The sequence below is a fragment of the Streptomyces sp. NPDC048182 genome (genome assembly GCF_043202555.1).
GTDB lineage: Bacteria > Actinomycetota > Actinomycetes > Streptomycetales > Streptomycetaceae > Streptomyces.
This window is the reverse complement of record NZ_JBIDAQ010000013.1, coordinates 65,420-82,273: the sequence shown is the minus strand read 5'-3', so window position 1 is coordinate 82,273 and position 16,854 is coordinate 65,420. Positions and strand designations below refer to the sequence as shown.

Below are 16,854 nucleotides of genomic sequence, written 5' to 3'. Positions count from 1 at the left end.
GTGGAGAAGAGAGAGCGGCGATGAGCGCACCGCACGAGAAGCCCGCCAGTCCCTTCCGGCAGCCCCGGGCCGTGTGGGCCGTGGCGTTCGCCTGCGTGATCTCGTTCATGGGCATCGGCCTGGTGGACCCGATCCTGCCCGCCCTGGCCGAGAGCCTGGACGCCACGCCCAGCCAGGTCTCCCTGCTGTTCAGCAGCTACCTGATCGTCACCGCCGTCGCCATGATCTTCGTCGGCTGGATCGCCGGCCGGATCGGCGCCAAGCGCACCCTGGTGGTCGGCCTGGCGGTGATCGTCGTCTTCGCGGCCCTGGCCGGCTCCACCGGTTCCATCGACGGCATCGTCGGCTTCCGGGCCGGCTGGGGTCTGGGCAACGCGATGTTCATCGCGACCTCGCTGGCGGTGATCGTCGCCTCGGCCAGCGGCGGCTTCGGCGGCGCGATCATCCTCTACGAGACCGCCCTCGGTCTGGGCATCGCCGTCGGCCCGCTGCTCGGCGGGCTGCTCGGCGACCTCAGCTGGCGGGGGCCGTTCTTCGGGGTGGCCGTCCTCATGGCGATCGCGCTGACCGCCACGGTCCTGTTCGTCCCCGCCACGCCCCGGCCCGAGCGGCCCGTCTCCCCCATCGCCCCGCTGCGGGCGCTGCGCCACCGCAGCCTGCTGACGATGGGCGTGGTGGCGCTGATGTACAACTGGGGCTTCTTCACCATGCTGGGCTACGCCCCCTACCCGATGGAGCTGGACGCCGTCGGGCTCGGCCTGGTCTTCACCGGCTGGGGCCTGCTCGTCGCCGCCTTCAGCGTCTTCGGCGCGCCCCGCCTCCAGGCCCGCTTCGGCACCGCCCCCGTGCTCTACGCCAACCTCGCCGCCCTGGCCCTGATCATGGCGGTCATCGCGGCGTGCGTGGACACCCCGGTCGTCGTCATGACCGCCGTCGTCCTGAGCGGTGCCTGCATCGGGATCAACAACACCCTCACCACCCAGGCCGTCATGCTCGTCGCCCCCGTCGAGCGTCCCGTCGCCTCCTCGGCCTACGGCTTCCTGCGCTTCATCGGCGGCGGCATCGCGCCCTACGTGGCCGGCAAGCTGGCCGACGCGGCGGGGCTCGGCCTGCCCTTCTACGTCGGCGCCGCCTCCTTCCTGCTGGCGATCCCGGTTCTCGCCACCGGCCACCGGATGCTGCGCGCCGCCGAGACGGCACCGGCCGGGGTCGGGCCCGCGGCGCCGGCGTTCGTCCCGGTGGGCGCCGCGCCGGCCGGCGGGCCGCCCCGGGTGATCGTCGCCGTGGGGGCCAGGGCGGGGGCCGCCGCCGTGGTGGACGCCGCCGCCCGCCTCGCCCGCGACACCGGCGGGCCGCTGGAGGTGGTGCACGTCCGGGAGACGGCCGTGGTGGAGGAGCAGGCCACCGACACCGAGTCCCTGGACGCGGCCCGCGCCGCCGTCACCGCCCATCTGGACCGGGTCGCCGCCACCGGCGTCGCCGTCCGGGGCCAGATCCTCACCAGCGTCGGCGACCACGCCGCCGCGGGCCGGGCCCTGGCCGACCACGCGGCGCGCACCGGCGCCCGCACCGTGGCCCTCGGCCGCTCGCCGCGCGGCTCCTTCGCCCAGTTCGCCGACGGCAGCTTCACCAGCGCGCTGACCCACTCGGCGCGGTGCACCGTCGTGCTCGTCGGCAGTGCCGCCGGAGTCGAGGCGGTGACCACCGGCAACCTGGCCGCGCTCCGCGAGGGCCGCGGCTGAGGGCAGAGGCGGAGGCGGAGACGAGGCGGGCTCGGTGCCTCCAGCGTCTTTACATCGATGTAAGCGGCATGGTGCCATGCCATGAACAGCCGTCACCCGGCCCCGCCCGGAACGGCGTTCACGACACCCGCGCATCCCCCACACCCAGGAGCCGCCGATGTCCGCCCGCTCCCGCACCATGCTCGTCACCCCGCTGGTCACCCTGCTGTTCGCCCTGCTCGCCGGCCTGGTCGCGGTCCCGCAGACCGCGGCCGGCTCGCCGAGCGCGGCCACGGCGGCGGCGGGGACCTTCCGCAATCCGCTGAACACCGGCCCCGACCCGTACATGACCTACGCCAACGGGAACTACCACCTCACCACCACACAGGGCGACAGCATCAAGATGTGGCGCTCGCCCTCGCTGAGCACCCTGCTCGACGCCGAGCCGATCACCGTCTGGCGGGACACCGACCCCTCCCGCAACCAGCACCTCTGGGCGCCCGAGTTCTACCGCGTGGGCAACCGCTGGTACCTGTACTACACGGCCGACGACGGGGTGGACGACCACCACCGGCTGTACGTCCTCGAGTCGGACGCCGACGACCCGGCCGGTCCGTACCACTTCAAGGCGAAACTCACCCCGCCCAACCACGCCAACGACTTCGCCATCGACCCCGGAATCCTTCAACTGGGCGGCCGGCTCTACCTCGCCTACAGCGGCATCAACGCCTACCAGCACAACGGGTTGAACCTCGCGCCGCTGTCCAACCCCTGGACCGTCTCCGGCAACGCGGTCGCGCTGAACGGCGCCGGCGGCTGCCCGGAGGTCCGCGAGGGACCCGAGTTCCTCTACCGCAACGGCCGCACCTGGATGACGTACTCCACCTGCGACACCGGCAAGCCCGACTACCAGCTCTGGATGATGTCCCTGCCCGACGGCGCCGACCCCCTGGTGCCGGGCAACTGGACGCAGCACAGCGGCGCCGTGTTCTCCCGCAACGACGCCCGGGGCGTCTTCGGGCCGGGCCACCACGCCTTCTTCCGCTCCCCGGACGGCCGGGAGGACTGGATCGTCTACCACGCCAAGACCACCAAGGAGTTCACCTACTCCAACCGCACCACCCGCGCGCAGAAGATCGGCTGGCGCGTCGACGGCAGCCCCGACCTCGGTACCCCGCTCGCCCTGGGCGCCACGCAGGACCTGCCCTCCGGCGACCCGGGCTCGGGCAACCACTGGATCAACGACGACGGCCGCTCCAGCGGCAGCGGCACGGTGGCCTTCGGGGGGACGTGGAACTCCGGCACCGGCTGCGCCGCGCAGTGCTTCTGGGGCGACGACCATTGGAGCGACCGGGCGGGCAACACCGCGACGTTCCGGTTCACCGGCACCCGGATCGCCCTGCTCTCCGTGCAGGACACCGGCAACGGCATCGGGGCCGTCAGCGTCGACGGGGGCGCCGAACGGCGGGTCGACTTCTACGGCGCGATCCGCACCGGCGAGACGCTCCAGTACCTCAGTCCACGCCTGCCCTACGGCACCCACACGCTCACGGTCCGGGTCACCGGGGAGCGCAACGCCTCCGCCAAGGCGGCGTTCGTGAGCGTGGACCGGGCGGAGGTGTACACCGACTGAGTCCGCCGGAGCAGGCAGCGGTCCCTCTACCATCATGCGTCACACCGGCCGTCGGGTTCCGGCCTAAGTCGGGCCGAGCGTCCACGAGATGGCCTGGGCGATCAACTCACCCTCCGGGGTGACTAGCATGAGGCAGTGTCCGGTCGGAAGATCGCCTTCCCTTTGGCGACCCCTCCTGCGGACTGAATGCTCTTACGGACTGAGGGACCGCGGAATGCCAGTGCCTGCACCACCCAGTCAGCACCGATCCGCCAAGGTGCCGCGCACCACGTCGGCCGCGCCCGCGGCGGTGCTGGTGGTGAGTGCCATGGCCGCCGGCGCGGCGGTGGCCATGGCGCCGGCCGGCGCCGGACCCTGGTCGCTCGCGGTGGCCGCGGTCGCCTGGGTGTGCCTGACCGTCGCCGTCCTGGCCGGCCACCGGCGCGTCCAGCGGGCCCGCCACACCGCCGCCGCGCAGGCGTCGGAGGCCGACCACCTGAAGACCTCGGTGACGCGGCTGTCGTCGGAGATCGCGCACCTCGCCAACGTGACGCTGCCCGCGCTCACCAAGCGGCTGCGGGACGGCGCGAGCGCGGCCGACGCGCTGGCCGGCACGGCGCCGCCGGCCGACCCGCAACTGCACCGCCTGGTCGGGGCGTTCGCCGCGGTGGTCGAGGAGGACGTACGGCGCGCGGCAGCGCTCGACGGTGAGCGCCGGCAGGCCCGGCACGACCTGGACCGGGCGGCGGGCGAGCTGGAGCGGCTCGCCGGGGAGACCCTGCCCGGCGCGGTCGCGCGGCTGCGCGAGGGCCAGTCGGCCGACACCGTGCTCGGCGAACTCGACCTGCCCCGGCTGGCGATGCTGCGCACCCCGGCCGAGTCCTTCGTCCGCGAGCTGGCGCTCAGCGAGCGGCGGGCCGCCGCGGCGCAGGCCGCCTCCGCCAAGGCGCTCAGCCGCGTCCAGGCCAAGGCGGTCGGCATGCTGGCCGACCTGCGGGACATGCAGGAGCGGCACGGCGAGGAGGTCTTCGGCGACCTGCTGCGCCTGGACCACAGCACCTCGCAGCTCGGCCTGATGACGGACCGCCTGGCCCTGCTCATGGGCGGCCGGTCCAGCCGGGCCTGGAACAAGCCGATCGTCATGGAGAGCATCCTGCGCGGCGCCGCCGGCCGCATCGCCGCCTACCAGCGGGTGCGCCTGCACTGCTCGACCGCCACCGCGATCTCCGGCTTCGCCGCCGAGGGCGTCATGCACCTGCTCGCCGAGCTGATGGACAACGCGGCGAACTTCTCCCCGCCCATCGACGAGGTGCACGTCTACGTCGAGGAGCGCAGCGCGGGCGTCGTCGTCACCATCGAGGACAGCGGCCTGAAGATGGCCGACGCGGCGATGCGCCACGCGGCGGCGGCCGTCGGCGGCCACACCGGCGACCTCGCCTCGCTCCAGGGCACCCGGCTCGGCCTCGCCGTGGTGGGCCGGATCGCGGTGAAGTACGGCATCAGCGTCAACTACCGCCCGTCCTCGCGGGGCGGCACCGGGGTCGTCGTCCTGCTGCCCCGGCAGCTGCTGGCCCAGCGGCACGGCCGGGAGGCGCAGGGGCCCACCCTGCTCACCGCGCCGGCGCCGGCCTCCGCGCCCGCCCCCGCCCCCTCTCCGGCGCCCCCGGGAGCAGAAGCCCCCGTCGGCCCCCTGGCCTCCGAGGTGCCCGCCGCCGAGGCCCCCGCGGCCACCGGACCCGCCGTGGCCGCGGAGCCCCTCCCCACCCGGGTGCCGCTGCCCGAACAGGCCGCGCGCCCGGATCCCACCGGCGCCACGCCGAACGGCCTGCCCGTCCGCACCCCCGGACGCACCATGGCCGAGGCGGAGCGGGAGCGCGAGCAGCGCCGTTCCGCGCCGGCGGCGGACGACGCCGCCGGGTCCGGCGGGCGCCCGGCCCGCGACGCCGGTGCCCGCTTCGGCGCCTTCCACCGCGGACGCCGCGGCGGCGGCACCGGCACCGGCACCGGCCCGGCGACCCCGCCCGAGCCGGGCCCGCCGGCCGGTCCGTAGGCCGCCGCACACCCCGTCCTTCCCCGCCCACTCCCCCGCCCCAGTTCCCCCCGGATTGGAGGACCGGGCCGGTGACCGGCCAGCCGGATGCCACCGCCCCGCCACCGTCATGCAGACCACCGACAACAGCCTCACCTGGCTCCTGCAGAGGCTGCTGGAGCAGACCCCCGGCACCCGCCACGCGCTGGTCCTCTCCCGCGACGGCCTGAAGCTGTGCTGGACCGAGTACCTCTCGCTCGACCAGGCCGACCAGCTGGCGGCCATCTGCTCCGGCATCCAGGCCCTCGCCCAGGGCGCGTCCATGGAGTTCGGCGACGGCACCGGCGGCGTCCGGCACTCCATGACCGAGTTCCACGGCGGACTGCTGTTCATCGTGGAGGCCGGGCAGGGCGCCCACCTCGCGGTCGTCGCCGACGAGAGCGCCGACCCGGGCGTGGTGGGCCATCAGATGACGGAGCTGGTCGAGCAGATCGGCGAGCACCTGCGGGCCGAGCCCCGCAATCCGGCAGGGGGGAGCGCCACGCCGTGACGCGCAAACCCGTCGACACCGGCGATCCCGACCGGCTCTACACGGTGACCGGCGGACGCAGCCGTGCCGAGGACTCCTTCGACCTGGTCACGCTCATCGTGAGCGAATGCCGGCCCAGCGGCGGGATGCAGTCCGAGCACGTCCGCATCCTGGAGCTGTGCGAGCACCCGACGGCCGTGGTCGAGATCGCCGCCGAACTGGGCCTGCCGGTCACGGTGGTGCGGATCCTGCTCGGCGACCTGCTCGGCACGGGGCGCATCACCGCCCGCCACCCGCGCGCGGCCCGCTCCCTCGCCGCGCTCCCGGATTCCGACCTTCTCAAGGAGGTGCTCCATGGGCTCCGCAACCTCTGAGCTGCCGTCCCACCGCACGCCGCTCGCCGACGGGGCGGAGACCGGCCTGAAGATCGTCGTCGTGGGCGGCTTCGGCGTGGGCAAGACGACCCTGGTCGGCTCGGTGAGCGAGATCCGGCCGCTGAACACCGAGGAGGTGATGACGCAGGCCGGCGTCGGCGTCGACGAGACGAGCGCGGTGGCGGGCAAGACCACCACGACGGTGGCGTTCGACTTCGGGCGGATCAGCCTGAACGACCGCATGGTCCTGTACCTGTTCGGCGCGCCGGGCCAGGAGCGCTTCTGGTTCCTGTGGGACCGCCTCTTCTCGGGCACCCTCGGCGCGGTGGTGCTGGTGGACACCCGCCGGATGGACGACTCCTGGTACGCCATCGACCGCCTGGAGCACCACCGGACGCCGTTCGTGGTGGCCGTCAACCGGTTCGACGACGACGCGCACCGCTACTCCCTGGACGAGATACGCCAGGCGCTCGCGCTCCCCGCGCACGTGCCGATGGTCGACTGCGACGCGCGGGTGCGCCAGTCCAGCAAGGACGTGCTGATCACCCTCGTGGACCACCTCTACGAACTGGCCATGGCCCAGGAGGCGACACCGTGACCGACACCGGTTCCCCGTCCGCGCGGACGGCCGCCGCGGGCTGCCCGGCGCACCCCGACGCGGTGCGCCTCGGCGGCCTCGAGTACCAGCAGACGCCCTCGCAGCTGTACCGCGCGCTGCGCCGGGAGCACGGCGCGGTGGCGCCGGTGCTGCTCGACGGGGACATTCCGGCCTGGCTGGTGCTCGGCTACTCCGAGGTCTCCTACGTCACCAGTCACGACGAGCTGTTCGCGCGGGACTCCCGGCGCTGGAACCAGTGGCCGAACATCCCCGCGGACTGGCCGCTGCTGCCGTTCGTCGGATACCAGCCCTCGGTGCTGTTCACCGAGGGCGACGAGCACCGGGTCAGGGCCGGGGTGATCACCGAGGCCCTGGAGGGCGTCGACCAGTTCGAGCTGGCCCGGGACTGCCGGCTCATCGCCGACCAGCTCATCGACGCCTTCGCCGGCACCGGCCACACCGAGCTGATGGCGTCGTACGTGCACGCGCTGCCGATGCGGGCCGTGGTGCAGGTGTGCGGCATGCCGACCTCGGGCGGGGACACCGAGCAGCTCGTGGACGACCTGCGGATCTCGCTGGACGCCGCGGAGGGCGACGACCCGGTGGCGGCGTACGGCAGGGTGGGCGCGCGGCTGCGGCAGCTGGTCGAGGACAAGCGGGCCAACCCCGGCGCCGACGTCACCTCGCGGATGCTGCGGCACGCGGCGGGGCTGACGGACGAGGAGATCGTCCAGGACCTCATCTCGGTGATCGCCGCGGCGCAGCAGCCGACGGCGAACTGGATCTGCAACACGCTGCGGCTGCTGCTGACGGACGAGCGGTTCGCCGTGAACGTCTCCGGCGGGCGGCTCAGCGTGGGCGAGGCGCTCAACGAGGTGCTGTGGCTGGACACGCCGACGCAGAACTTCATCGGGCGCTGGGCGGCGCGGGACACCCAGCTGGGCGGGCGGCACATCCGGGCCGGCGACTGCCTGGTGCTGGGGCTCGCCGCGGCCAACACCGATCCGCAGATCTGGCCGGAGTCCCATGTGGGCGCGGAGAACGCCGCGCACCTGTCGTTCAGCAACGGGGAGCACCGCTGCCCCTATCCGGCCCCGCTGCTCGCGGACGTGATGGCGCGCACGGCGGTGGAGACGCTGCTCGACCGGCTGCCGGACCTGGTCCTCGCGGTGGAGCCGGCGGAGCTGGCGTGGCGGCCGTCGATCTGGATGCGCGGCCTGACGGGGCTTCCGGTGCGGTTCACGCCGGTGGTGCAGTAGGCGCCGTGCGGTGGGCGGCGGTTCCCGCGGCGCCCGCGGGCGCCGGGGCCCCGCCCGCGAGGGGCCCGTCGCCGCGCCGCTCGCCCGGGGTCAGCCGGTCACGGGGGTGAAGCGCACCGGCAGGGTCCCCGGGCCCCGGGTGAAGACGCCCTGCTCGACCGGGTCGAAGCCGTCGGCCAGACGCAGGTCGGGCATGGCGTCCAGGAGCTGGTCGACGCCGGTCTCGACCTCGGCCTTGGCGAGCAGCGCGCCGACGCAGAAGTGCCGGCCGAGGGCGAAGGCCAGGTGGTCGGCGGCGGCCGAGAAGGCGGTCGTGGCGGTGAGGTCGTCGCGGAGGATGTCGAAGCGGTCCGGGTTCTCGTAGCGCCGCTCGTCCCGGTTGGCGGAGCCGATCAGGCAGGTGACGGTGGCGCCGGCGGGTATGGTGCCGCCGCTCAGCTCGACGTCGGTCGCGGACTGCCGCATGATCATGTGGACCGGCGGGGTGAAGCGCAGGGTCTCGGCGAAAGCCCGCGGGATCAGGCTGCGGTCGGCGCGGACGGCGGCGAGCTGGTCGGGGTTGACCAGCAGGTTGGCGAAGATGCTGGCGATGGCCTTGTCGGTGGTCTCGCCGCCGGCGGCGAGCAGCAGGCTGCAGAACGCCTTGATGTCCTCGTCGCTCATCTTCACGCCGTCGACCTCGGCGGCGCACAGCGACGAGAGCAGGTCGTCGCCCAGGTTGTCGCGTCGCTCGCGGATGATCGGCAGCATGTACTCGGCGAACTCGACGCGGGTGCGGTCGCCGGCCGCGGCCACCTCGGGGTCGCCCGAGAGGTTGCCGAGGAAGGCGATGACGGCCGTGTACCAGCGGTGGAAGCGGGCGTGGTCGGCCTTGTCGAGGCCCAGCATGTCGGCGATCACGTTGACCGGGAAGCGGGTGGCGTAGTCGGCGACCAGGTCGGCGGAGCCGGTGTGCCGGAAGCCGTCGATGAGTTCGCGGGAGTTGCGGTCGATGACGGGCAGGAACTTCTCCTGGAGGTCGCTGCCGCGGAAGGCGGGGGCGATCAGGGCGCGGCGCACCGCGTGCTCGCGCCCGCTGAGTTGGAGGATCGTCTTGCCGTGCACCGGCTCGATCTGCCAGTCGTAGTTGTCGGTGGTGAACTGTCCGGCCTTGTCCTTGAAGACGCGCTCGACGTCCTCGTAGCGCGAGACGATCCAGCTCTGGGTGGCCTCGTGCCAGAAGAGGGGCGCGCTCTCGCGCATCACGCGGTAGGCCGGGTAGGGATCGGCCGCGAACTCGGGCGAGAGGATGTCGGGCACCTGCTGCGCGGTGGACATGAAGGCTCCTGGGATCAGTGACGGGGCGTCGGCCACCAGGCTATTGATCATTTCGCGGGCGAAACAGTCCCGATGGCTCCCCGGTTGATCCCTGAACGATCGTTGGCCGAAAATCGCCGGTGGGGATCTTCCGGAACGATGCGTGCCCCCGAACGTGCCCCTCGAAGAGGAAGGGAGGATTCCACCCGGATTCGGGGGGTACCCGCCGTCACGTACGACGCACGTCCGAACACGGGAGGTATCCCACCATGGGCAAGCTGGGCGATATGGCGAAGAAGGCCAAGGACATGGCCAAGGGTCACCCGGACCAGGCCGATAAGGGCGTCGAGCGCGCCGAGCGGATGGTCGACGAGCGCACGGGCAACAAGTACGACGCGCAGACCGACAAGGCCGCCGACGCCGCCCGCCGCAGTTACGGCGGCGGCACGGACAAGCACTGACGCCTCGCGTCCCCCCGCGCCCCCGGCACTCCCGCCGGGGGCGCGGCTATGCCTCGGCCGCCTCGGCGGCGATGCGGTCGAACTGGGCGCCCATGGCCTCGGCGAGGGCCTGGGCCGCGGAGAGCGGGCGGACCATGACCGTCAGGTCGTCGATCAGGCCCTCCTCGTCGAAGTGGAGGAAGTCGCAGCCCTGGATCCGCTTGCCGCCGACCGTCGCGGTGAAGACCAGCGCGTGGTCCCGGCCGCCGGGGTCCGCGATCTCCCGCTCGTAGGCGAAGTCCTCGAAGACCCGTAGGACGCCCCGCAGGATCGCCGCGGTGATGGCCTTGCCCGGGTACGGCTTGAAGGCCACTGGGCTGGTGAAGACGACGTCCTCGGCGAGCAGCGCCTCGAGGGCGGCCGGGTCGCGGTTCTCGACGGCCTTGCGGAACGGGTGCATGGGACCACCTCTGGGCGATGCGACGGGCAGGTGGGCCCAGGCTAGCGAGCAGGGCCGGTCACGCCTCCGCCGGGCCGTCCTCGTCGAGTTCGAACCAGACCGTCTTGCCCACCGGTTCGGGGCGGACGTTCCAGCGGTGGGCCAGCAGGTCGAGGAGGACCAGGCCGCGGCCCGAGGAGGAGAGCTCGCCGGGGGCGCGCTGGTGCGGGATCTCGTCGCTGCGGTCGGTGACCTCCACCCGGAGCCGGCGGTGGCCCGGGGCCCCGCCCACGTCGGCGCGCAGCACGGCCGCCTGCTCGGTGTGGACGAGGACGTTGCCGAGCAGCTCGGAGGCGAGCAGCACGGCGGTGTCGACCTGCTCGGAGCGCGCCCAGTCGTGCAGCAGCCCCTGCAGCTCCGTGCGTGCCTCGGCGAGGCCCTGCGCCTGGTCCTGCTCCAGGGTGAGGAGGAGGTGCCGCTCGGGCAGGGCGGGGCGCGGCCCGCGGGCGTCGCGGCGCAGCAGGAGCAGGGCGATGTCGTCGTCGGTGCGGGAGGCGAGGTGGCCGAGGTGGGCCGGCGCCTGGGGGCCGACGACGGCGCCGAGGAGCCGGTCCGCGAGGCCCTCCAGGTCGTCGGGTGTGCCGGGGGTGAGGGCGCCGCGCACCCGGAGCCAGCCGGAGTACATGTCGTGGCCGCCGGTCTCGATCAGGCCGTCGGTGCAGAGCATGAGGATCTCGCCCTCCTGGAGGGTGAGGACGTTCACCGGGTAGTCGTCCTCCCCGAGGGTGAGGCCGAGCGGCAGGCCGCCGCGCAGGTGCTTGAGCAGGCAGGTGCCGTCGGGCAGCCGCAGCACCGGGTGCGGGTGCCCGGCGCGGGCGATGCGCAGGACGCCGGTGGCGGGGTCGGCCTCCAGGTAGACGCAGGTGGCGAAGCGGTCGCCGTCCAGGGCCGCGAGGAAGTGGGAGGCGCGGACCAGGACGGCGTCGGGGCCGTGCCCCTCGGCGGCGTAGGCCCGGATCGCGGTGCGCAGCTGGGACATCAGCCCCGCGGCGTGGGCGTCGTGGCCCTGGACGTCGCCGATGACCAGGGCGAGGCGGCCGTCGGGCAGGTGGAGGCTGTCGTACCAGTCGCCGCCGACCGTCAGGCCGCCGCCGGTGGGCACGTAGCGGGCGGCGACCGAGAGGCCGCCGACGCCGGGGCCGACGCGGCCCATGCTGGTGCGCAGGCTCTGGGCGAGCGCGAGTTCGGCCTCGCCGGTGTGGGCGCGCTGCATGCTCTGCCCGAGCAGCCGGCCGACGGCGGCCAGGAGGGTGCGCATCCCCTCGGTCATCTCCAGGGTGGTGGCGAAGGCGGCGCCCCATACGCCGGTCAGCTCCCCGTGCGTGGTGAGCGGCAGGTAGGCCCAGGCCCGCAGGCCCTCCCAGTCCGAGCGCTGCCAGGCGGCGGGGAACCGGGTGCGGTACTCGTCCGGGGAGCCCAGGAAGACGGCTTCCCCGGTACGGGCCACCTGGGCGGCCGGATGGTGGGTGCCGAGCGGCACCCGCAGGCCGTGGTCGCCGCCGCGGGTCCGGAGGCCGAACTGGGCGGTGTCCTGCAGGGCCCCGCCGTCCAGGCGCAGCACCACCTGGGTGCGCAGCGGCAGCGAGGCGTCGGCCAGCCGGGAGACCAGGGCGAGCGCCTCCTGCGGTGACTCGGCCCGGGCCAGCGCGTGCCCGGTCGTCAGCACGTCGGCGGCGCGTGCGTGGGCGCGGTCCGCGGCGTCGCGGGGCGGGGGCGCGGCGGCGTCCCGGGCGCTCATCCGGTTGAGGGCCTCGACCTGGCGCACCTCGGTGACGTACTCGTCGGAGTCCCGGTGTTCCCGCTCACCGCCCACCCGTGCCGCTCCCGTCCACTCGCCGGTCTGCCCGTCCCCACCCATGGTCGGCCGTCCGGGCCCGGAGCGCCTGCGCAGTCCGCCCACCGGGGTGCGCGGGCCGGCTCGGAGCCGGGTGTCAGGACGGCGCGAGGACGCAGAACTCGTGGCCCTCCGGATCGGTCAGGCAGGTCCACGGGGCGTCGCCCTGGCCGAGGTCGAGGTCGGTGGCGCCGAGCGCCCGCAGCCGGGCGGCCTCGGCGGCGGGGTCGTGGCCGGGGTACGGCAGGAGGTCGAGGTGGACGCGGTCGGGCGCGGCCTTCCCGCCGGGCTTGCGGAGGAACTCCAGGTACGGGCCGGTGCCCTCGGCGGAGCGCAGGGTGGCGGACCCGTCGGTGACCTCGTGCATGGTCCAGTCCGTCGCCTCGGCCCAGAACCGGGCCATGGCCCGGGGATCGGCGCAGTCGACCACCACCGCGGCGAGCGGCCCGGTGTCCCGGTACACCTCCCGGGGGTCCAGCACGCAGAACTCGTTGCCCTCGATGTCGGCGAGGACCGTCCACGGCACGTCGCCCTGGCCGACATCCACGGGCGTCGCGCCCAGGGCCGTCAGGCGGGCGACCACTTCGGCCTGGTGTTCCGCGGAGGTGGTGGCGAGGTCGAGGTGCGTACGGTTCTTGGCCGCCGTCTTCGGTCCCGGGACCGGCACGACGTCGATGCCGAGGGTGTGCGGGTCCGGCCAGACCAGGCCGCCGGCGGGTCCGACGTAGGTGGTGACGTCGAGGTGGTGGGCGTGCAGGCCGAGTGCCTGGGCCCAGAAGCGGCCGACGGCCCTGCTGTCGACGGCCTTGATGTTCACCTGCACGGGTCGCAGAGCCATGCGGGTGATCCTAAGCGGCCACCGCGCCCACCCGGCGGACGGCATGTCCTCGCCGGTGGCGCGGCGGGCACGCAGGCCGCCCCCCTCGGGGCACCGGGCCGGGGTTACCCGTCAGGTAATCGACCCATGACCCCGGTCCCGGAAGGATCGGGGTCATCGAGCCCGACCCTCCGGAAGGACCCCGGCCATGACCGCCTACGCCATCGCCCATCTGCGTGACGTCGCCCCGCACCCCGACATCGCCGAGTACATCGAGCGCATCCCGTCGACCTTCGAGCCCTTCGGTGGCCGCTTCCTGGTGCACGGCGCGCAGCACGAGGTGAAGGAGGGCGCCTGGCCGGGCCATGTCGTGGTGATCGGCTTCCCCTCCCTGGAGCGGGCCGGCGCCTGGTGGGACTCGGTCGCGTACCAGGAGATCGCGCCGTTGCGCTCCCGGCACATCGCGGGCGACATCATCTTGGTGCCGGGCGTCCCCGAGGACTACGACGCCCGGGCCACGGCGGCGGTGATGCGGTCGGCGATGTCCGCCTCCTAGGCACCGCCCCGTTCGCGCCCCAGCCACTCGTCGAGGAGGGCCGCCTCGGCGGGGCTCAGCCGGGGCAGGCGGGGCACCAGGGCGCGGAATGCCGTCACCGCGGCGGCGGTGTCGTCCGTCGGCAGGGCGGGCGCGTCGGTGAGCACCGAGCGGGCGACGGCGTCGAAGAGGGCGTCGGCCAGGCCCGGGTCGCGCCGCTCGGGCGGCAGGGCGAGCAGGGTGTGCAGGGCCCCGGTGCCCGCCGCGTGGATCAGGTCGACGGCGCGTTGCTCGGCGACCGCCAGGCGGCCGGCGGCGGCGACGCGGCGCACCCGCTCGCGCAGGACCTCCATGCCGCGGGCCAGCGCCGGGGTTTTGCCGGCCCGTACGGGGTCGGCGGTGAGCAGGAACGCGGCGGGGTTGGCCAGACCGAACTCGATCTGCGTGCGCCAGCCCGCGCGCAGCTCCGCGACCGGGTCCTCCTCCCCGGCCGCCGAGTCCGCGGCGGCGGACCGCTTGGCGGCGACGTGCTCGGCGTAGACGTGCTCGACGGCGGCGTCCAGGAGGGCGTCCTTGTCGGCGAACAGCCGGTACAGGGCGGGCGGTTGCAGACCGGCCGCCTGGGCGACGGCGCGGGTGGTGACCGCGTCCGTGCCGCCCTCGGTCAGCAGGCGGGCGGCGGTGCGCACGACGCGGTCCCGCGTGTCCTCGCGCCTGGCCCGGCCCGCCGGCCTCTCCGCCCCCGCGATCTCACTGCCCATGGTCATGGTAACGACGATAACGCAGCACCCGAACACCGGTGATACCGTCGATATCACTAACACGTTTCCAGCGTTTCCACCGGAATCGAGAGCAGTCATGATCATCGTCACCGGAGCCACCGGCAAGCTCGGCTCCCGCACCGTCGAGCAGCTTCTGACCCGCGTCCCCGCCGACCGCGTCGGCGTGAGCGTCCGCGAACCGGAACGGGCCTCCGGGCTCGCCGAACGCGGCGTGCGGGTGCGCCGGGGCGACTTCGCGCGGCCCGAGACGCTCGCGCACGCCTTCGAGGGCGCCGAGCAGGTCCTCGTCGTCTCCGCGGCGACCACCGGCGCCGAGGCGCTCGCCCTGCACACGGCCGCCGTCGAGGCCGCCCGCGAGGCCGGGGCCCGCCGGGTGCTGTACACCAGCCACCAGGGCGCCTCGGCCACCTCGGCCTTCGCGCCGATGCCCGACCACGCCGCCACCGAGAAGGTGCTGGCGAAGTCGGGCGTGGCGTACACCGCGCTGCGCAACGGCTTCTACGCGAGCACCCTGGACCTGCTGGCCGGCCCCGCGCTGCGCACCGGCACGCTGGCCGCGCCGGCCGACGGGCCGGTCTCCTGGACCGGGCACGACGACCTGGCCGAGGCCGCCGCCGCCGTCCTCGCCGAGGAGGGCCGGTTCGACGGGCCCACTCCCCCGCTGACCGGCCCCGAGGCGCTGGACCTCGACGCCGTCGCCGGGCTGCTCGGCGAGATCACCGGCCGTCGTGTCGAGCGGGTCGTCGTGCCGGAGGAGGAGTACGTCGCCACGCTGACCGGCAGCGGCGTGCCCGAGCACGCGGCCCGGCTGCTGCTCGGCATGTTCCGCGCCGCACGGGCGGGCGAGTTCGCCACCGTCACGCCCGACCTGGCCGGGCTCCTCGGCCGCCCGGCCACCACGGTCCGGGCCCATCTGGAGGGCCTGGCCGCCGGCTGACCGGTCCGGCTCACCGCCGGGCACGCACGAGGTCGGGGTCGGCCACGCCGGGCCGCTCCGACCAGAAGGCCGGCGCCGTGAGCCGCCGGACGACCATCAGGACCACGCCGACCAGCGTGATGCCGATGCCGATCACCAGCGGCGGGCCGAGACCGAACCAGGAGACGCCGCTGTAGGAGTTGGCCGGGTCGGCCATGTCGGCGACCGACTCCACGAGGAGCCAGGCGAGCAGCCCCGCGCCGATCAGCGGGCCCGCGCCGATCAGCAGGAAGCCCCGCACGCTGTCGGTGAGGTGGCGCCGGTGGTAGACCGCGCAGGCGACGCCGGTCAGGGCGTAGTAGAAGGCGATCAGCAGGGACAGGGCGGTCAGCGAGTCGAACAGGGCGTTGGCGCTGATGAGGTTGACCGCCACGTACCAGGCGATGGCGATGCCGGCCACCCACCAGGTGCTGACGTCGGGGGTGCGGAAGCGGGGGTGGACGTGGCCGAAGGTGCGGGGCAGGGCGCCGCGGCGGGCCATGGAGAGCGCGGTGCGCGACGCCGGGATGATCGTGGTCTGCGTCGAGGCGAGCGCGGAGGTGCAGACGGCGAGCAGCACCACCCAGTCCCAGCCGCCCATCGCCTCGTGGGCGAGGAGGGCGAAGAGGAACTCCTCCTCCTCGGCGTTCTCCGCGAGGTAGCCGGGTCCTGCCTGGGCCACGACGGCGTAGGCCACCGCCACGTAGGTGACCAGCAGGATGACCGTCGACCAGACGGCGGCCTTGCCCGGCGCGGTGGCCGGGTCCTCGGTCTCCTCGGTGAGGTTCACCGCCGACTCCCAGCCCCAGTAGGTGAAGACGCCGAGGAGGAGGGCGGCGGTCAGCGGCGCGCCGCCGGCGCCGAACGGGTCGAGCCAGCGGATCGACGGGGTGAGCGAGTGCAGCGGGCTGGTGCCGGCGTAGACCCGGTAGAGGGCCACCACGGCGAGGGCGAGCAGGCAGACCACCTGGGCGAGGATGAGGACGTTCTGCACCTTTGCGGACAGCTCGGTGCCCACCACGCAGACGGCGGTCATGGCGATGATGACCAGCACGGTCAGCACCCGGCGCAGCGCGTCGTTCTCGGCGAGGCCGTCGAGGCCGACGGTGAGCAGGCCGAAGGTGACCGCGACGTCGGCCAGCGAGCCCACCACCAGCACGCCGGTCATGGTGATGGCCCAGCCGCCGAGCCAGCCGGCCCAGGGGCCCATGGCCCGGGTGACCCAGGAGAAGGTGGTCCCGCAGTCCTGGTCGACGCGGTTGAGGTAGTAGAACGCCGACGCGATGAGCAGCATCGGCACGAAGGAGGCCAGCAGCACACCGGGGGCGTAGACGCCGACGAGCACGACGACCGGGCCGATCACGGCGGCCAGGGAGTACGCCGGGGAGGTGGAGTTGAGGCCGATGACGAGCGCGTCGAGGAACGAGAGCGCGTTCGGCTTCAGTCCGTCCGGTGTGCCCGCTTCCCTGCCCGCCTCGGCCATGCGCCCTCATTTCGCCGGTAATCGCCGGTAATCGCCGGTTCCTGAGGGCATCCAACACGCCCCGGCGGTGCCTGCCGGGCTGCGAGCGCCG

The 16,854-nt window shown here is 74.1% G+C and carries 16 protein-coding genes; 10 read left to right on the top strand and 6 right to left on the bottom strand.

Going from position 1 to position 16,854, the window contains the following annotated elements; translation table 11 throughout:
- Window positions 1-20: 20 nt before the first annotated feature.
- From ACGFZL_RS24085 to ACGFZL_RS24055, 7 genes are all read left to right on the top strand, one after another.
- Window positions 21-1,742, top strand: coding sequence for an MFS transporter (locus ACGFZL_RS24085; RefSeq protein ID WP_393694589.1), 1,722 nt, complete (start codon window positions 21-23; stop codon window positions 1,740-1,742).
- A 157-nt stretch (window positions 1,743-1,899) separates the two neighbouring features.
- A complete protein-coding gene (locus tag ACGFZL_RS24080) occupies window positions 1,900-3,354 on the top strand; it encodes a glycoside hydrolase family 43 protein (RefSeq protein ID WP_393694587.1) in 1,455 nt (484 codons plus the stop codon).
- 214 nt (window positions 3,355-3,568) lie between these two features.
- Window positions 3,569-5,383, top strand: coding sequence for an ATP-binding protein (locus ACGFZL_RS24075; RefSeq protein ID WP_393694585.1), 1,815 nt, complete (start codon window positions 3,569-3,571; stop codon window positions 5,381-5,383).
- Between the two features lie 109 nt (window positions 5,384-5,492).
- Entirely contained in the window at window positions 5,493-5,912 is a 420-nt protein-coding gene (locus tag ACGFZL_RS24070) for a roadblock/LC7 domain-containing protein (protein WP_355171809.1), read from the top strand.
- The gene (locus ACGFZL_RS24065; RefSeq protein WP_355171811.1) at window positions 5,909-6,265 is read left to right on the top strand and encodes a DUF742 domain-containing protein; all 357 of its coding nucleotides are present in this window, start codon (window positions 5,909-5,911) and stop codon (window positions 6,263-6,265) included. The genes ACGFZL_RS24070 and ACGFZL_RS24065 overlap by 4 nt, the downstream gene beginning before the upstream one ends.
- A complete protein-coding gene (locus ACGFZL_RS24060) occupies window positions 6,246-6,863 on the top strand; it encodes an ATP/GTP-binding protein (protein ID WP_393694582.1) in 618 nt (205 codons plus the stop codon). Before ACGFZL_RS24065 ends, ACGFZL_RS24060 begins: the two co-directional genes overlap by 20 nt.
- Window positions 6,860-8,122: a cytochrome P450 gene (locus ACGFZL_RS24055; protein ID WP_355171815.1), complete on the top strand. Its 1,263-nt coding sequence runs from the start codon at window positions 6,860-6,862 to the stop codon at window positions 8,120-8,122. Before ACGFZL_RS24060 ends, ACGFZL_RS24055 begins: the two co-directional genes overlap by 4 nt.
- Before the next feature lie 90 nt (window positions 8,123-8,212).
- Here the strand turns inward: ACGFZL_RS24055 and ACGFZL_RS24050 are convergent, their stop codons facing one another.
- A complete protein-coding gene (locus tag ACGFZL_RS24050; protein WP_393694579.1) occupies window positions 8,213-9,439 on the bottom strand; it encodes a cytochrome P450 in 1,227 nt (408 codons plus the stop codon).
- A gap of 248 nt (window positions 9,440-9,687) precedes the next feature.
- On the opposite strand from ACGFZL_RS24050, the gene ACGFZL_RS24045 reads away from it, so the two are divergent.
- Window positions 9,688-9,879 carry an antitoxin gene (locus tag ACGFZL_RS24045; RefSeq protein ID WP_355171819.1) on the top strand — a complete coding sequence of 64 codons (192 nt, stop codon included), beginning with the start codon at window positions 9,688-9,690 and terminating at the stop codon, window positions 9,877-9,879.
- Window positions 9,880-9,925: 46 nt separating this feature from the next.
- Here ACGFZL_RS24045 and ACGFZL_RS24040 read toward each other — a convergent pair whose 3' ends face one another.
- From ACGFZL_RS24040 to ACGFZL_RS24030, 3 genes are all read right to left on the bottom strand, one after another.
- Window positions 9,926-10,318, bottom strand: a complete 393-nt coding sequence (locus ACGFZL_RS24040) for a nuclear transport factor 2 family protein (RefSeq protein WP_355171821.1) — start codon at window positions 10,316-10,318, stop codon at window positions 9,926-9,928.
- A gap of 58 nt (window positions 10,319-10,376) precedes the next feature.
- Window positions 10,377-12,215, bottom strand: coding sequence for a SpoIIE family protein phosphatase (locus ACGFZL_RS24035; RefSeq protein WP_393694576.1), 1,839 nt, complete (start codon window positions 12,213-12,215; stop codon window positions 10,377-10,379).
- Window positions 12,216-12,288: 73 nt separating this feature from the next.
- Entirely contained in the window at window positions 12,289-13,029 is a 741-nt protein-coding gene (locus ACGFZL_RS24030; RefSeq protein WP_393694574.1) for a VOC family protein, read from the bottom strand.
- Between the two features lie 187 nt (window positions 13,030-13,216).
- Here ACGFZL_RS24030 and ACGFZL_RS24025 point away from each other — a divergent pair, with 187 nt between their 5' ends.
- Window positions 13,217-13,564 (top strand): DUF1330 domain-containing protein, encoded by a 348-nt coding sequence (locus ACGFZL_RS24025; protein ID WP_393694572.1) that lies wholly within the window; start codon window positions 13,217-13,219, stop codon window positions 13,562-13,564.
- Here the strand turns inward: ACGFZL_RS24025 and ACGFZL_RS24020 are convergent.
- Window positions 13,561-14,310: a TetR/AcrR family transcriptional regulator gene (locus ACGFZL_RS24020; protein ID WP_393694570.1), complete on the bottom strand. Its 750-nt coding sequence runs from the start codon at window positions 14,308-14,310 to the stop codon at window positions 13,561-13,563. The genes ACGFZL_RS24025 and ACGFZL_RS24020 overlap by 4 nt on opposite strands.
- A gap of 91 nt (window positions 14,311-14,401) precedes the next feature.
- Here ACGFZL_RS24020 and ACGFZL_RS24015 point away from each other — a divergent pair, with 91 nt between their 5' ends.
- Window positions 14,402-15,262, top strand: coding sequence for an NAD(P)H-binding protein (locus ACGFZL_RS24015; protein ID WP_393694568.1), 861 nt, complete (start codon window positions 14,402-14,404; stop codon window positions 15,260-15,262).
- A 10-nt stretch (window positions 15,263-15,272) separates the two neighbouring features.
- On the opposite strand, the gene ACGFZL_RS24010 is transcribed toward ACGFZL_RS24015, so the two are convergent.
- The gene (locus ACGFZL_RS24010; RefSeq protein ID WP_393694566.1) at window positions 15,273-16,763 is read right to left on the bottom strand and encodes an APC family permease; all 1,491 of its coding nucleotides are present in this window, start codon (window positions 16,761-16,763) and stop codon (window positions 15,273-15,275) included.
- Window positions 16,764-16,854 lie beyond the last annotated feature (91 nt).

Bases quoted from the DNA above. Each gene is read 5' to 3' on its own strand.
- ACGFZL_RS24085 (WP_393694589.1), top strand. From the start codon at position 21: ATGAGCGCACCGCACGAGAAGCCCGCCAGTCCCTTCCGGCAGCCCCGG.
- ACGFZL_RS24080 (WP_393694587.1), top strand. From the start codon at position 1,900: ATGTCCGCCCGCTCCCGCACCATGCTCGTCACCCCGCTGGTCACCCTG.
- ACGFZL_RS24075 (WP_393694585.1), top strand. From the start codon at position 3,569: ATGCCAGTGCCTGCACCACCCAGTCAGCACCGATCCGCCAAGGTGCCG.
- ACGFZL_RS24070 (WP_355171809.1), top strand. From the start codon at position 5,493: ATGCAGACCACCGACAACAGCCTCACCTGGCTCCTGCAGAGGCTGCTG.
- ACGFZL_RS24060 (WP_393694582.1), top strand. From the start codon at position 6,246: ATGGGCTCCGCAACCTCTGAGCTGCCGTCCCACCGCACGCCGCTCGCC.
- ACGFZL_RS24050 (WP_393694579.1), bottom strand. From the start codon at position 9,439: ATGTCCACCGCGCAGCAGGTGCCCGACATCCTCTCGCCCGAGTTCGCG.
- ACGFZL_RS24045 (WP_355171819.1), top strand. From the start codon at position 9,688: ATGGGCAAGCTGGGCGATATGGCGAAGAAGGCCAAGGACATGGCCAAG.
- ACGFZL_RS24040 (WP_355171821.1), bottom strand. From the start codon at position 10,318: ATGCACCCGTTCCGCAAGGCCGTCGAGAACCGCGACCCGGCCGCCCTC.
- ACGFZL_RS24035 (WP_393694576.1), bottom strand. From the start codon at position 12,215: ATGGGTGGGGACGGGCAGACCGGCGAGTGGACGGGAGCGGCACGGGTG.
- ACGFZL_RS24030 (WP_393694574.1), bottom strand. From the start codon at position 13,029: ATGGCTCTGCGACCCGTGCAGGTGAACATCAAGGCCGTCGACAGCAGG.
- ACGFZL_RS24025 (WP_393694572.1), top strand. From the start codon at position 13,217: ATGACCGCCTACGCCATCGCCCATCTGCGTGACGTCGCCCCGCACCCC.
- ACGFZL_RS24020 (WP_393694570.1), bottom strand. From the start codon at position 14,310: ATGACCATGGGCAGTGAGATCGCGGGGGCGGAGAGGCCGGCGGGCCGG.
- ACGFZL_RS24015 (WP_393694568.1), top strand. From the start codon at position 14,402: ATGATCATCGTCACCGGAGCCACCGGCAAGCTCGGCTCCCGCACCGTC.
- ACGFZL_RS24010 (WP_393694566.1), bottom strand. From the start codon at position 16,763: ATGGCCGAGGCGGGCAGGGAAGCGGGCACACCGGACGGACTGAAGCCG.